The sequence below is a fragment of the Shinella sp. GW821-FHT11G07 genome (genome assembly GCF_058808115.1).
The window spans coordinates 368,719-383,347 of sequence record NZ_JBXARJ010000001.1; the positions used below are offsets into that span (position 1 = coordinate 368,719).

At 59.9% G+C, this 14,629-nt stretch carries 10 protein-coding genes; 8 read left to right on the forward strand and 2 right to left on the reverse strand.

Annotated features, from left to right (window positions below; translation table 11 throughout):
- Window positions 1-8 precede the first annotated feature (8 nt).
- Together AC1RT2_RS01665 and AC1RT2_RS01670 are read right to left on the reverse strand one after the other, a co-directional pair.
- The gene (locus AC1RT2_RS01665) at window positions 9-869 is read right to left on the reverse strand and encodes a hypothetical protein (protein WP_493098868.1); all 861 of its coding nucleotides are present in this window, start codon (window positions 867-869) and stop codon (window positions 9-11) included.
- A gap of 114 nt (window positions 870-983) precedes the next feature.
- A complete protein-coding gene (locus tag AC1RT2_RS01670; protein ID WP_493098870.1) occupies window positions 984-2,609 on the reverse strand; it encodes a cobalamin-dependent protein in 1,626 nt (541 codons plus the stop codon).
- Window positions 2,610-2,951: 342 nt separating this feature from the next.
- Between AC1RT2_RS01670 and AC1RT2_RS01675 the strand changes: the two genes are divergently transcribed.
- The 8 genes from AC1RT2_RS01675 (at window position 2,952) to AC1RT2_RS01710 (ending at window position 14,591) form a co-directional block, all read left to right on the forward strand.
- Window positions 2,952-4,556, forward strand: coding sequence for an FAD-dependent oxidoreductase (locus AC1RT2_RS01675; RefSeq protein WP_493098872.1), 1,605 nt, complete (start codon window positions 2,952-2,954; stop codon window positions 4,554-4,556).
- A gap of 707 nt (window positions 4,557-5,263) precedes the next feature.
- Window positions 5,264-7,357 carry a M10 family metallopeptidase gene (locus AC1RT2_RS01680; RefSeq protein ID WP_493098874.1) on the forward strand — a complete coding sequence of 698 codons (2,094 nt, stop codon included), beginning with the start codon at window positions 5,264-5,266 and terminating at the stop codon, window positions 7,355-7,357.
- A 771-nt stretch (window positions 7,358-8,128) separates the two neighbouring features.
- Window positions 8,129-8,419 carry a hypothetical protein gene (locus AC1RT2_RS01685; RefSeq protein WP_493098876.1) on the forward strand — a complete coding sequence of 97 codons (291 nt, stop codon included), beginning with the start codon at window positions 8,129-8,131 and terminating at the stop codon, window positions 8,417-8,419.
- Entirely contained in the window at window positions 8,377-8,919 is a 543-nt protein-coding gene (locus AC1RT2_RS01690) for a hypothetical protein (protein ID WP_493098878.1), read from the forward strand. The genes AC1RT2_RS01685 and AC1RT2_RS01690 overlap by 43 nt, the downstream gene beginning before the upstream one ends.
- Before the next feature lie 34 nt (window positions 8,920-8,953).
- Window positions 8,954-9,514, forward strand: coding sequence for a hypothetical protein (locus AC1RT2_RS01695; protein ID WP_493098880.1), 561 nt, complete (start codon window positions 8,954-8,956; stop codon window positions 9,512-9,514).
- Window positions 9,515-9,838: 324 nt separating this feature from the next.
- The gene (locus AC1RT2_RS01700; protein WP_353652382.1) at window positions 9,839-10,072 is read left to right on the forward strand and encodes a hypothetical protein; all 234 of its coding nucleotides are present in this window, start codon (window positions 9,839-9,841) and stop codon (window positions 10,070-10,072) included.
- A 160-nt stretch (window positions 10,073-10,232) separates the two neighbouring features.
- Window positions 10,233-11,951, forward strand: a complete 1,719-nt coding sequence (locus tag AC1RT2_RS01705) for a tetratricopeptide repeat protein (protein WP_493098882.1) — start codon at window positions 10,233-10,235, stop codon at window positions 11,949-11,951.
- 108 nt (window positions 11,952-12,059) lie between these two features.
- Complete coding sequence (locus tag AC1RT2_RS01710) at window positions 12,060-14,591, forward strand: SH3 domain-containing protein (RefSeq protein WP_493098884.1); 2,532 nt, start codon at window positions 12,060-12,062, stop codon at window positions 14,589-14,591.
- Window positions 14,592-14,629: the final 38 nt, after the last annotated feature.

Below are 14,629 nucleotides of genomic sequence, written 5' to 3' on the forward strand. Positions count from 1 at the left end.
AACCGGGCTCAGTCCAGCGCGGCCCGAAATGCCTCGTTGAGGTCATTCCACGGAATGAGAAGGTCCAGCCACGCGCCGATGCGACCCGCGACAAGAATGGCCTCGTCAACAAGCGCTGCGACGGGCACGGCTCCTTCAGCCGCGTCACGCAGGCTGAAAAGGAGCGCCGGCGTTTCGTCCATGTGACAGAAATCTCGCAGCCGTGTCGCCGTTTTATCAAGCGCAATGGCCATGGTCTGCCGCAGGACAGCCTCGTCATACTGGCCTTGGCCGGCGCGGATCCACCAGAGCAACTCATGCAGCACGCGCGCCTCCGCCTCGGCCGCGAAAATCGGACCGGCCGGATGCATGATCGCACGCGAGGCTGTCAGACGGGCAATGTCTGCAGGCATCTCCTGCCAAAGCACCTTCCGGCGCGAGATCAAATTCGTGGGCAGGACAGGCGCCGTGTCGCAAGCCGCTGCCAGTTCCGTACCCTCTACGAGCGCTAGAGTTCCCTCGATAACACGATGACCCTGCTCGCGCTTGAGAGTTGCGGCCAGCTCGGCAATGCCTTCCACCGCGGCGTCCAGATGGCCAAGGACGGTGATCTGGGCGTTCTCTGCCTGCAACGGCGCAAAGGTAATCTCGAGGAACTGGCGAACCGGCCAGTAGATGAAGGCGCCCGCTTGCGCGTCGAGAACATGGGTTGCCCCTTCAACGTCTTCGACGAAGGGCGCGTGCCAATAGATATGGCTCCCGGCAATCTTTGGCGTATGCAGCTGGAGACGCAAAGGCAAGCTGGCCAGCAACGCACTGCGTGTGCGCAGGGCATCGCCGGTGAGGCGGATTGGCCAGCTACGGCCTTCGGCAGTGAAAACAAGTTGCATCCCTAATCCTTCATTTTCGAAGCGCGAGCCGCGGTACCGCCTCGCCGAACAATAATCCAATACATTCCTGTCGACACTTTATTTAGTGACCCAACCGCCACCGACACTTCCTGTCTAGTTTTCAGGCGAATGGGCTTTGAGCGCGACCAGCATCCCATCCAGATCCGTGCAGGGGATGCAGCCGATCTCTGCGATGTCCTTCGAAACATCGACAGGAAGGCCGGAGTTGGATTCTTTCGGCACCTCGTTCAGCCTCCCACCGATCAGAACCGGAAGGTCGAGGCCGCGCTGCCGCATGGCAGCCTTCACCGCGCGCGAATAGGAAAGTGCGACGCCGTTGTAGGTGCTGACGGCGATTACATCCGCACCGGTTTCCGCCGCTTTTGCAACGAGCGTTTCCGGGTCTACGGCGACGCCGGCATCGATGGTTTCGATGCCCAACCCTTCGAAGGCCTTCTCCACAAGATATTTGCCGTGTTCGTGCACGTCGGTCGTGCCGATACAGACGGAAAGCGGCTTTGACGGAGCAAACGAACGGTGCGACGCAACCCAGTCTTCTGCCTTGTGATTGAGTTCGCGTGCCCATTCCGCATGGATCAACGGCGTTCGTCCCCGTCCCGCCAGCGCGCCTGGGCCAAACAGTGCCTCCATGCGTTTCGGTCCCATGCGGCGGATTGCCAGCAGCAGCGCAGCGGGGTCGTTCACGGCCACACCGCGCTCCGCCAGACCGTCCAGGACCGCGGTAGCGAAGCGTCCCCCGCCCTCAACCAGGACGTCGGCCATGGCCTCCACCTGCACCCAGTCGAAAACCGGATCGTAGAATGGTGCCTGCAACGTGAGACGATGGGCAAAGGTCTGCGCATCGATTATCTCGTCGATGTCGGGGATGCGCTGGTTCTCCGTCACCGGAACCGGATTGATCGCGTGGCCCGCCGGCCAACGTCCAAGCGCCAGAATATCGGCAAGAAGATAGCTTGCGAGACTGGCATAATTGCCAGCTGGCGTTGACTGGTAAGCGACTGTATTGCCGAAGATCATCGTGCCGGGCGTATCGTTGACCCGCACCAGCGCGGCATGAAAAGCGGTGCGCGACAGCGGATCGCTGAAGTGGTGTCCGTAACAATGGGCGAGCCGCGCGCCGATCAACCCCTCGACGACGTGTTTTTCAATGATCACCATGCCGAGCGCACAGGCCATGTCCACGAACAGGCCGGCGAAGCCATCGTCTAGATTGGAATGAACCAGGATTTCCGCATCCTGCGCTGCGATAAGGCCAAGCGCGGTGACGGTCGCTTCCGTGGTCGCCACGTCATCGTCCCAATAGGGCAGCCGGAAGGTGAAATATTGCCCCAGATTGCCGATGGCCGTGGCGCCGGCCACGATCGCGGCTCTGGTGTTTTCGAGCGCACCGGGAAGCCCCAGCATGAAATCGCCAAAGTGCGCGGCTGCGGGGGCCGCCTCGATGATCCGCGCAAAATCCTCTGGACCCGACAGGACAATGCCGGTTCCGCGGGATGCCTGGGCACGCCACGCCTCGGGATAGCCCATCGACCAATCGAGCGTTATGCCGAAACGATCGACCGTGATGCCCGCATCCGCGCATGCGCCATGGACCGCGCGGATGCCCTCGATCGTGCGGTGGACATCGCGAAAGCCGATATGGGCATGCTGCATGATGCGTTTGTTGGCGGCGGCCTGCCGCTTCCATTCCGCCTCGGACGCCACGCCCGTCTCACGCATGAAGCGGCTTGTCCCAAGCCGCCAGTCCTGAGCCATCGACCGCCCTTGGCTGAGCAGGTCGGCGCCCGCCGTGAGGCGCGGATCATGAAGACCGGATATGTCATCTCTTGTCATAGGCAGCCCGACATTCGAGAAAGATGTTTGATGCGCAGATGGGGGCCGGCCACGCCACAGCATTGCCGGTCGGTGAACCGGTTATGGCGATGCGGCTTGACCTGCCGTGCTTTGGAAGAATCCCCCCACCTGATTGCAGGTCAGACTAGCGCGCAAAAAGTGTCGACACAATAGTAGACAGATAAAGATTATTCTTCTTATAGTGCGGTTTCGGCATCGGAGAAGGCAATGAACGAGTTCGACGTGGTGGTGATTGGATCGGGCTCGGCCGCGTGCGCCGCAGCCTTGCGGTGTGCGAAGGGCGGGCTGAAAGTCCTCGTCCTCGAAAAATCGGATCGGCTCGGCGGGACGTCCGCCATGTCCGGCGCGGGCATCTGGATTCCGGCGAACCATGTGGCAGCGGCAGCGGGTGTTGCAGACAGCCGGCAGGACGCGCTCGCCTATATCCATGCCGTGCAGCCGCCCGAGCTCAAGCAGCACGATAGCAAACGGTGGACCGCCTTCGTGGAATCGGCTCCCGACATGCTCCAATTTCTCGCGGAGAACACGCCCCTGGAGTTCCAGCTTGTCGCCGAGCCGGATCCCTTCACGGAAGCGCCAGGTGGCAAGGTCTTTGGCCGAATGGTCACGCCTCGGGAATTGAGCCGCCGTATTCTCGGCCGTTTTGCCAATCGGCTCCGCCGCTCAACGCTTCCCCACAGCTTCACCTACAAGGAGGCCGTCGACCTCGACATCTATCATCATCCGATAAAGGCGGGCTTCAAGGTCTGGTATAAACTCCTCCGCAGGTGGCTGACCAATTCGGGCGGGCAGGGAACCGCACTGATGGTCGGACTCATTAAGGGCTGCCTGGATGCGCGTGTCGAGTTTCGCCTGGAGGCGCGGGCGGTTGACCTTATCCGCGATGCAGACGGCCGAATCAATGGTGTGGACGTCGAACAAGCCGGCCAGAAGCAGCACATCGAAGCCGCACGCGGCGTCGTCATAGCCAGCGGCGGATTCGAGTGGAACCCGGAGATGGTCGCGCGCCATTTTCCAGGCCCGATCGATCGCATCGGCAGCCCGAGCAGCAACGCGGGGGATGGGCAGCTGTTGGCCGCGCTCGCCGGGGCCGCGTTGTCGTGCATGGACCAGGCGAACATCTATCCCTGCCTCCCCACGCGCTACGAACGACGCCCCAGTGGCCTTCCAATGACATTCCAGGCCGAGCCGCATTCCATTGTGGTGAACCGTCACGGCGAGCGCTTCGTCAGCGAAAGCGACTTCAACATCGGCGAGGCGCTTGACGCGAGGGACGAGAACGGAACCCCTCTCAACCTGCCGTGTTTCCTCATCGGCGATCACCGCTTTCTGGGCGCTGCCCTCCCCTTTCGCTGGTACGCCTCGTACGACCCGGGCTGGGTCAAAAAGGCGGAAACGGTGCCGGAACTCGCACAGAAACTGGGACTGCCGGCGGAAGCCCTTGAGCAAACGATCGCGCGCTGGAATGCCCATTGCAAGACGGGCCGCGATACGGATTTCCAGCGTGGCGAAAACAGTTGGGAAGCGTACAAGGCGCACGGCGAGACAAGCCGCCTCAAGCCGATCGACAAGCCGCCCTATGTCGGCATGACCCTCAACCGCTCAATCCTTGGTACCAAAGGCGGCGCGATGACCAACGAGCGGGGCCAGGTGCTCCGGGAGGACGGCTCGATCATCGCCGGCCTCTATGCCGCGGGCCTCGCAATGGCCAACCCGTTCGGCACACGCGCCATCGGTGCCGGCACGACGCTCGGCCCGAACATGACCTGGGGTTACATCGCCGCCGAGACGATACTCCAACAAAACCGGTGAGCGCGCCGCACTGCTTGGAAAATCCGCCGCGGGCAAACGGATGTGCTGACAACCGCCTCGCCCGCTTCAACGGCGATAGGCCGTCATAGCGGGCGTCGCCGTTAAAACGTTCGGTGCTCCGGCGGTCGCACCTTCGCGAGCCGAAAGACAGCCATTGTCTGCCCGGCAGAGATGTCGCCGACGGAATGTTACGTTGACGTGCGCTTGCCGGCTGCCAGCGACCCTCCCCAAGCCGCTTCCGAGAAAATTTAGAACACGATCGATTTATAACCGCTTCGTTCGCTGGAGTAGATATTCGGATTTTCGACAAACTGCCCATGGTCGGCCAGACCGGTTGATGATCGGATTCTCGCCTGCATCCTTCGGTGGCAAACCGCAAGGTACCGATCCCGCATGACCCGGCACTCTACTGAAGCACCACAAAGCCTCCATGTTCGGCAGACTCAAAGACTGAGCGATGGACCTAAACTTGAGACAGCCAACACCATCATATCTTCATCCCAAAGATATACATAACTACAGTAGCCATATTTCGGATATTTCTTCATGAAAGCTCGACTTCAAGCAATACAAATCAGCTCTTCAGAGATTTTAACCGTTGATTAATATTACAATCTCGCTCATTTTAAGAATTAACGCTGGGGATACGCAGGATGGCGGCTCCTCTCCGATGAATTCCGAATGAATGGCAACCTCCGGGGGATCTTATGACCACATTGTTGAAGACTCGCGCGCTCTATGACGGACTTGATCAAAAGGCTTATGAAGCCGTCGCGGATGGCGACTTGAATCCGCTCCTGCCGTTTGAAAGCGATGTACGCCAGGAGCCCGCCACGGCGTTGCAGCAGTTCGACGGCGCGACCACATCGGTTGCTGCGTCGGGCATCAATTATGTCGACGGCCTTCTCTCCGGGGTACGATGGAACCTGACGTCGATCACCTTTAGTTTTCCAGATGAATCAACCGATTATGAGGCAGGGTATGAAGACGGCGCGCCTTTGGAGAATTTCGGACAAATTTCATCGAGCCAGCAAGCAATTCTGCGCGCAGCGCTGGATGGTAATACCTGGCGTTCGATCGACGGATTTACCGCCCTCGATACAATAGACAACGGCAACAGCGCGGATTCCACATTGCGAGCCGCCTATTCTTCGGATCCCGGCGGGTCGGCATATGCCTATTACCCATCGAGCAGCTATTACGGCGGCGATATGTGGTTCGGCACCTTCAGCGGATACAATTATGCCACGGCGACGCTCGGATCGTCCGGCTATCGCTCGACGCTGCATGAACTGGGGCATGCACTCGGCCTGAAGCACGGCCATGAAGCCGGTGGTCCTGCCAACATTTCCGTGCCGGTGGAGTATAATCATCATGAATATACCGTCATGCCGTATATCAGTTACCAGGGTGGGCCGACTAGTTATACGAATGAAGCCGGCGGCTTTCCGCAGAGCTTCATGATGGTCGATATTGCAGCCTTGCAATACATGTATGGCGCCAATTTCGGCGGCAGCAATTCTACGTATTCATGGTCACCGACGACGGGTGAAATGTTCGTCAACGGCGTCGGCCAGGGCGCACCCAACAACGGAGCAGGCGGGATCTACAACCGCATCTTCCTGACAATCTGGGATAATGGCGGCACGAACGACACCTATGATGCGTCCAACTATAGCAATGATGTCAAAATCGACCTCAGGCCCGGATACTCCTCCACTCTGTCTCCGGACCAGGTCGCCTATCTTGGCGGCGGCCCCAACAATGGTTATGCCCGGGGTAACGTCTACAACGCGTTCCTCTACAACGGCGACCTGCGTTCGCTCATCGAGAACGCGACGGGCGGATCGGGGAACGACTATCTGGTCGGCAATCAAGGCAAAAACAACCTTGATGGCGGAGCGGGTAATGACCGGCTGGATGGCGGCATCGGCGCAGACACCTTACGCGGCCGAACCGGTGACGATCACTACTTCGTTGACCAGATCGGCGATGTGATTATCGAGGTTGCCGGCGAAGGAACCGCCGACCGGGTCTCTGCTCGGGTGAGCTACACATTGGCGGCGGATGACGATATCGAATTGATGTCAACGACTTCGGCCACCGCCACCACGGCGATCAACCTGACAGGCAATGCACTTCATCAATTTATCGTCGGCAATGCCGGAAAAAACACGCTTAAGGACGGCGGAGGACTCGGCGATACTTTGAAAGGACTTAGCGGCAACGATATTTATCAAATCTATAGTAAAACAACGACAATCGTCGAGGCATCATCCGGCGGCACCGCAGACCGAATCATGGCTGCGGTCGACTATCAGCTCGGCGCCGGAGTCCATGTGGAACTTATGACCACCAATGGTTCGACGGGAACATCCGGGGTCGACCTTAGCGGAAACGAATTCACTCAGTCGATCACCGGAAATGCCGGCAACAATATTCTAAATGGCCAGGGTGGCAACGACACGTTGACAGGGCTCGGCGGCAAGGACAGCTTTGTGTTTTCCACCGCGCTCGGCGCAACGAATGTCGACAAGATCACCGACTTCAACGTCACCGATGACACGATCAGGCTGGAGAACGCAATCTTTACAGGCCTGACCTCCACCGGCGTGCTCTCGGCATCCTTATTCAAGGACAACGCCCTGTCTCCACAGGATGCAAACGACAAAATCATTTATAATTCAGACACCGGCTCGATGTTCTATGACGCGGACGGATTGGGCGGCACTGCGGCCGTGAAGTTCGCGTCGCTGGCGCCAGGGCTTGCACTGACCGCTGCGGACTTTTTTGTCATCTGAGCGCCATGGCGGATGACGCTCTCGTCCAAGTAACACCAACCACGATCACCGTTGGCGATCGTGGTTGGTGTTAGATCTCTGAACATATCGCCCCCTAATCGTGGCATTGCATTGCCGCCACCCAAGCAGCAAAAATCCTCGGCATAGAGGTGGCTCGGGAGATTTGCACAGTGGGGATATGTCGAGTTTCTGCCTGCCTTTGACTTCGACGCCGGAAGCAGGAGATAGCACAGTGAGCACCAGACTTCATCTCTGCATTCAAGGCAAAGGTAGCGCTTACCACGACTTGGGGCGAGCAAAGGCTGGTGGAACGGTCATAGCAATTCGACCTGCAAGCAGCAGAAAGACCGGCTCTCTGTGGGGCGGCGGTCGTTTTTTTGATGACGTCAAGGCAAAACCAGCAGGCCCACAATCGATGTCAAGACGTTACAAGCCTAGATCGGTGAGTTGACACTGGGGAACTTTTTTGTCCGGTGCCTGGGTAAGGCCGGCTTGCTGGGCGGAAAAAATGATCAGTAGGGAACTCAAACTACCGATCATGCGCCTAGCAAAGCTTCTCGGCTTTCGTCATGGCAACGTCTATCATGCTGCGTATCATGGAGATATTCGACGTCTGGTGGAAATCCCCGGATCAGCGCGCGCCACTATGATGCGAAACCACGCCCGCGTGCAACCCATCTGCTACGAAAGCGTTCGGAACGGCAGGGGATTGGCGTACGGACGTACCATCCGGCATAACAGACAGGAAAGTCAAGCTAGAGGAGAAATCAGATGTCGAAGCGACTTTCTGCCTTTCTGCTTTCATTCATCACCATCACTCTAGTCAGCCCGTCCTGGGCGCAGGAGCATGACGACCTCAACGCGGCCAACAATCCGCTGACGCCGAAGATCACTTTCAATTTTCAAAACTGCTACACCCCCGAACTGAAAGGCATCGATGACCGGCATGCCAACCAGTTCCTCTGCGAGGGCTTGTTCCTTCCGATTTGTTTGGCGTGCCGCAGCTATTTCGCTTTACCTTGCCGATCGCAACGGCCCCGGAATTCCCGCGCGACTACGTGACCGGGCTCGGCGATCTGACACTGATGGACATCTTCGTTTTTCCCGGCAAGGAGGTCTCGCTCGGCGTCGGTCCACTCGTCGTTCTGCCGACGGCAACCGACAATGCACTCGGCGCAGATAAATGGCAAGCCGGCGCTGTCGGCATGGTGGTAGCGCCGCAGAAATGGGGCCTTCTTGCCGGTCTCGTGACTTACCAGGCGTCGTTTGCGGGCGATGATGATCGCGACGACGTTTCACTTGCGACGGTGCAGCCGATCGTCAATATCAACCTTAGTGATGGCTTCTACCTGCGTTCGACGGCGATCCTGGATTTCGACCTTGAGACCGGTGAATACACCATCCCTGTCGGTTTCGGCATCGGTAAGGTCATCCAGGTCAACGACAAGCTGACACTCAACGCCTTCATCGAACCGCAATACACAGTTTTCAGCAGGGGCACGGGCGGCCCGAAATGGCAGATCTTCGCGGGAATCAACTTCCAGTTCGCGCTTGACCGCTAGGCGCAGTGAGCTGACCAAACAGGAGCGTTCTGGCATGATTTCGGCAATAGCCTCCCTTTTGAAGAATTCGCTCAAGAGCCGTTCGCAGGAAGAACGCGACGACCGCAATAAGGTCCTGGATACAGTTCTTTCAGCCGGTTCGGGGAGCACCCGGCTGACTGCGGGGCGAGAGCAGCAGACGCTGCACCAAAGATATCTTTTCCCTGGGGCGTCGAGGGAGGATCAGAGGAGCAAGCCGGCCCGCGACGAAAAAAAGAATAGCTGGATCCAGTTCAATTGGCCCGACGAGCACCATCACGAGAGCTGCACCTGGCACTATGTGAGCTGGCGTTTCTATCGCGCGGGATTTGTGACGGTTTCAATGGGCTTGAGCGTTACCGACCGTCGCCTGGACCTCCATGATCTTCTCGGGCACCGCATCGAATTGCGCGACACCTCCGGTTTCCTCCTCGGTGTCTGGTCGGCAGCCTTTCAGGTGTGGAAGGGTGTCGGGCGCATGGGCTATCAAAGCTCTGCCTCCGAAGACTTCCTGCCGCTGAAGCAGCATTTCGACGACATCGCACTTGTTCAGGAGGGACAGCGCTTCAGCATCTGAACCCGCCGTCTTCATAGCACGCACACGCTTTCGAGAGGCAGCTCCAGTCGCGGGCGACAAGGACAATAGCCTGTGCGCGACCGTCGTTTGGCAATTCTAGTCCCTGAATTCTGTATCAGTGTTCTCGGTCGGCTGACGACGTCCCGACAAACACATCAACGCCTCGTAAATCCGGCCGCTTTTACCGTAACGTACTTATCCGCTTCCATGGCGTGGATAGTATGCGCCGGTCGGACTCGACCGAGGCTAGACGGGCTGATGGGCAAGGGAAACACAAGCGAAGGACTACCGCACGGTTCCGCTGAGCGTGGCCTTTGGAGGCTCATGCTGAAGCTGCCCGCGCTGCGCGGGCGTCTTCAGATCCTTGCCGCCAGGCGCGATTCCATCATCAATCTCTTCGAGGCGTACGAAGACGCAAGCGTGACCCTTCAGCGCCTGAGGATAGCGCCGGGAGAACAAGACCACTTGCTCGCGCTTGAGTACGAAACCATCTGTTCCGAAATCGAGACCGAGGTCATCGAATACTGTCTGAAGCACCGCCCAACCGTGCCGGAATAGGCCACTTGCCCCGCGGGGGCTTTACGCTCGCTTAGTTTTGTCGCGCTTCATGGCACAACTTCGGTTGCAACTCATCATCACCTGCGCGATAAAACCCCTGGTTTAGTTTCAGGTAAAGCGTAGCGGGGGAGCGACGATGAACACTGAACACAGCCTTGGCGTGGTCGTCGCCGTTTCCGACGTCCACGCACGTGCCGAACTCTGCAGGCTTCTCGACGATAGCAGGTTCCACGGCACCGATCGCACGCGCAGTATCTTGAAATATCTGGCGGAACGGCGTTTCGAGGGGCAGGCCGACAGCGTCAAGGCTTACTCGATCGCGCTCGATGTCCTCGGCCGCAGGTGCGACTTCGATCCAACGACCGACCCCATCGTGCGCATCGAGATGAGCAGGCTACGCTCGGCTCTGTCGCAATACTATGAAGCGTTCGGTTCTGAGAGCGCTGTCGTCATCACACTCCCCAAAGGTCACTACGTCGCCGACTTCACCTACGCGAACGCCGCACGGGCATTAGCTGCTGACGATGAGGCAACGGATGCGCGACCGACAGCGCACGCAGCCATCGACGCACGCCCGTCCCCTGCCCCGGCAGAGGCACAATCTCGAAACATCAGAAGACACTGGCGGCCGGCAGCCTGTCTTGCATTGGCCGTTTCCGTCATGATCGCTGCGGGAACATGGTACGGCATGCAGCCCGACATCACGGAAAAGCCGATAGTGGCCGTGACGATGACGGCAGCCGATGAGGCCCTTTCGGGAGAGGCCAGCCTCACGCGCGACATGCTGCTGGCAGCGCTCACACAGTTCAGCACCTTGACGGTCGCGAGCGTCGGGCGTGCGACCGGATCGTTCTCCACCTCACTGCGTCCGCGCCGCTCGAACGCCTATACCATCGACCTCAAATACTACGGAGATGACGACGACCGCAGCGTATGGTGGCAGATCGTCGACGCGCGGACGGGCGACCTGCTGAAATCCGGTCTCGAGCGCGTCAACACCGACGGCAAGGCTGCATTCGCGGTGCGGGACGAGCTGGTGAGCGTGCTCTCAAGGCGCTTCGCGCACACGCGCGGTGTCATCAACAACATCGAGCGGCATGATGCTGCGGAAAGCGTTGTTGGAAACGCCTGTGTCCTGCGTGCCGAATATGATCTTGATGACGGCGGTGCCAGCGACCTCACCGAAGCGGCCGACTGCCTCGAACGTACCGTGGCGAAACACACATGGGACAGCGACGCGGCGGCAGCTTTGTCGCGCGTGATCATCGCGCGGGCCGGAGGACATCCTGCCAAAGAGGCGATGGAACGGTCTCTCGATCTTGCCAACCTGGCGGTCTCCCTGGCACCACTTTCCGACCGAGCACAGATCGCGCAGATGATGGCGCAGTTCTACAGCGGCCGCACGCCGTCGGCGATCGAGACGGGCAAGAAGGCGATGGCCCTCAACCCCAACAATCCCGACGTCGCCGCCAAGCTTGGCATGGTACTGTTTTCGTCCGGATACTGGGATGCGGGCGTGTCGCTCGCCGAGGATGCAAGCCGGTCCGTCGATGTCGTCCCACGTGACGCAATCATGATTCTCGCCCTCGATGCCTATCGCCGGGCCGACTGGTCGTCTGCGTCGCTGCTGTCCGAACAACTCAACGGCAGCGATGCCGTCGTGCGGCTGCTGCGGGCGGCTGCGCTGGGCGAAATCGGCTCCGAGCAGGCGACACAGCGACTGGCCGATGTCCGGATCCATGATCCTGATTTCGAGCAGACCTATTCCGAGCTGATGTCCGCCCGGCGCTTCGTGCCGGCCTTGGCGACATCCATCAAGGCAGGCCTGATGAAGGCAGGGGCGAACATGGAGACGCGGCGCTCCGCGCGGGCGTTCTGAGTGTAGTGCACGCATGTAAAACGCGACATTTACCGTAACGTACTTGTTGCAAGGCCTGTCTCTGCCACTCTCGTGCCTGATGCAAACGACACGTGGAAGGAGGCCGCGATGAGACGGCTCGCAGCACTTCTGATAACGGTATCCCTCGTGGCGACGGCGGCCTCGGCTGCGCCTGCGATCACGACCACCAAGGTCAACCTGCGCACCGGACCGGGCACCGGCTATCCCACTGCCGGCACCGTCGGCGAAGGTGTGACGGTCGATGTCAGCGAGTGCGACGCGAGCGGTGCGTGGTGCGCCGTAAAACTGGATGGCCGCGAAGGCTTCATCAACGGCAAATATATCGAGCAGGCCGATCCGCATAAACCCAACTGGCCGCGCAGCTTCACCACCGACAAAGGCGCGACACTCACGCTCTTCCAGCCGCAGATCACCGATTGGCCGGGGTTCACGCAGCTCGACGCGCTGGTCGCCACCGAATTCAAGGCGACGGCCGATGCCAAGCCCATCTACGGCGTCATCGGCATCAGCGGCAAGACCGTCGCAGACGACACGACCGATGAGGTGGTGATCACCGACGTTACCGCCACGCAGGTGGATTTCTCGACGCTTGATCGCAAGGAACTCACCGATCTGGCAATCGAGGTCGGAAAGATCATGCCGACCGGCTCCATCACCGTGTCGCAGGAACGGCTGACAGCAAGCCTTGCGGACTACAAGCGTCTTGAAGACGTGAATGGCATCAAGTCCGACCCGCCGAAGATCGTCGTCAGCACCGAACCCGCCATCCTCGTGCAGACGGACGGCAAGGAAGTGCTCTCGCCGGTAAAGGGCGTCGAGGGCCTTCAGTTCGTCGTCAATACGAACTGGGATCTCTTCAAGACGGCCGATCCCGGCGGCGCCTATTTCCTGCGCGACGAGAAGAGCTGGCTGACATCGAAGACCCTCGACGGCGCGTGGACCGCGGTTACACAGCTTCCGGATATCCTGACGAAGCTGCCCGCGGACGACAACTGGAAGGACACGAAGACAGCCGTACCGGCCGCAGCTTTCGAGGATGGCAAGGTGCCGAAGGTGTTCTATTCGGATGTGCCGGCCGAAATGCTTCTGTTCGACGGCCAGCCAACGCTTGAAGCCGTCCCCGGAACCGGACTGGAATGGGCGTCAAACACCACAAGCGACGTCTTCTTCCACAAGGGCCAGAAGACCTGGTACGTGCTTGTGTCGGGGCGCTGGTTCTCCGCGGCGAGCCTTGATGGTCCGTGGACGTTCGCAACGCCGAATCTCCCCGCCGACTTCCAGAACATTCCGGACGACTCTGCCTATTATCAGGTGCGCGCATCCGTGCCCGGCACATCGGAAAGCGCTGAAGCCCGCCTGAAAGCCAGCATCCCGCAGATGGCCCGCGTCGCCACGGATGGCTCGGTCAATGTCGAGGTGTCCTATAGCGGCGATCCGAAATTCGAACCGATCGACGGCACGAGCCTTGCCTATGCGGTGAATTCCAACGAGCAGGTGATCAAGGTCGGCGATGCCTATTTCGTCCTGAAGGATGGCGTCTGGTTCACCGGACCCGCGCCGACCGGTCCGTGGAAGGTCGCCACGGCCGTGCCGGATGAGATCTACAAGATCCCACCATCGTCGCCGATCTACAATGTCACCTATGTGCGCGTCTACAACACGGAGCCGGATGCGGTCTGGTTCGGCTACACGATGGGCTATCTCGGCGCCTATCTGGCATGGGACACCTTCGTCTACGGAACGGGCTGGGCGTATCCGGCCTATTGGGACTTCGGCTGGGCTGGCGGCGGCTACTGGCCCTATTATCCGCGACCGCTGACCTACGGCGTTGGCGCCTTCTACAATCCGGCCTATGGGACGTTCGGCCGTTATGGCTATGCCTACGGACCCTATCGCGGCATAGCCGGGGGTGCGGCCTATAATCCTCGCACCGGGACCTATGTCCGCGGTGGCGCGATTGCGGGACCAAACGGTGCGCGCGGTTTCGTGTCGGCCTACAATCCCCGCACGGGCAATGCCGCCTTCGCCCGCGGCGGCCACAATGTCTACGGAGCCTGGGGCACGGCAGGCGTGAAACACGGCTCCGATTTCGCCCGCATATCAGGCGGCGCGACAGACAATGCGGCGGGCATGCATTGGCGAACGTCTGGTGGCAACCATGGCTTCGTCGCCGGCGGCAAGGGCACCGATGTCTATGCGGGCCGCAACGGCGATGTCTACCGCAAGGACGACGGGGGCTGGCAGAAGCACACGTCGGATGGCTGGCAGGACGTCAATCGTCCGAACACCGAAAACCTGAAAAACCACGCCCAGAACTTCCAGGCAAAACATCCTGATGCGGCAGAGCGGATCCGCACCGAAAAGCCCGTCCGTCACACAGGCAAGGTTCGCGAAAGGGCGCCCGAGCATCTTGCCATCGACAGGGCGGGGCGTCAGGTCGGCAACCAGCGGGAACTTCGCCACGACTTCGGACGGCAGGACATCGGACAGTTCCGCGGTGGCGGCATCAGCGAACGGCAGTTCCGCGGCGGGGGAAGCAGCTTCCGGGCCCATGAATTCAGTGGCCATCGGATGGGGGGCTTTCATGGCGGAGGTGGTGCACGCTTCAGGCGTCGGTAGCAGGAAGAGTTAGCCTTATCGGAATAGTCAGGAGAGCA

Excerpts from the sequence above, each read along its gene's own strand:
- AC1RT2_RS01665 (WP_493098868.1), bottom strand. The coding sequence starts at position 869 with ATGCAACTTGTTTTCACTGCCGAAGGCCGTAGCTGGCCAATCCGCCTC.
- AC1RT2_RS01670 (WP_493098870.1), bottom strand. The coding sequence starts at position 2,609 with ATGCGTGAGACGGGCGTGGCGTCCGAGGCGGAATGGAAGCGGCAGGCC.
- AC1RT2_RS01675 (WP_493098872.1), top strand. The coding sequence starts at position 2,952 with ATGAACGAGTTCGACGTGGTGGTGATTGGATCGGGCTCGGCCGCGTGC.
- AC1RT2_RS01680 (WP_493098874.1), top strand. The coding sequence starts at position 5,264 with ATGACCACATTGTTGAAGACTCGCGCGCTCTATGACGGACTTGATCAA.
- AC1RT2_RS01685 (WP_493098876.1), top strand. The coding sequence starts at position 8,129 with ATGTCGAAGCGACTTTCTGCCTTTCTGCTTTCATTCATCACCATCACT.
- AC1RT2_RS01695 (WP_493098880.1), top strand. The coding sequence starts at position 8,954 with ATGATTTCGGCAATAGCCTCCCTTTTGAAGAATTCGCTCAAGAGCCGT.
- AC1RT2_RS01700 (WP_353652382.1), top strand. The coding sequence starts at position 9,839 with ATGCTGAAGCTGCCCGCGCTGCGCGGGCGTCTTCAGATCCTTGCCGCC.
- AC1RT2_RS01710 (WP_493098884.1), top strand. The coding sequence starts at position 12,060 with ATGAGACGGCTCGCAGCACTTCTGATAACGGTATCCCTCGTGGCGACG.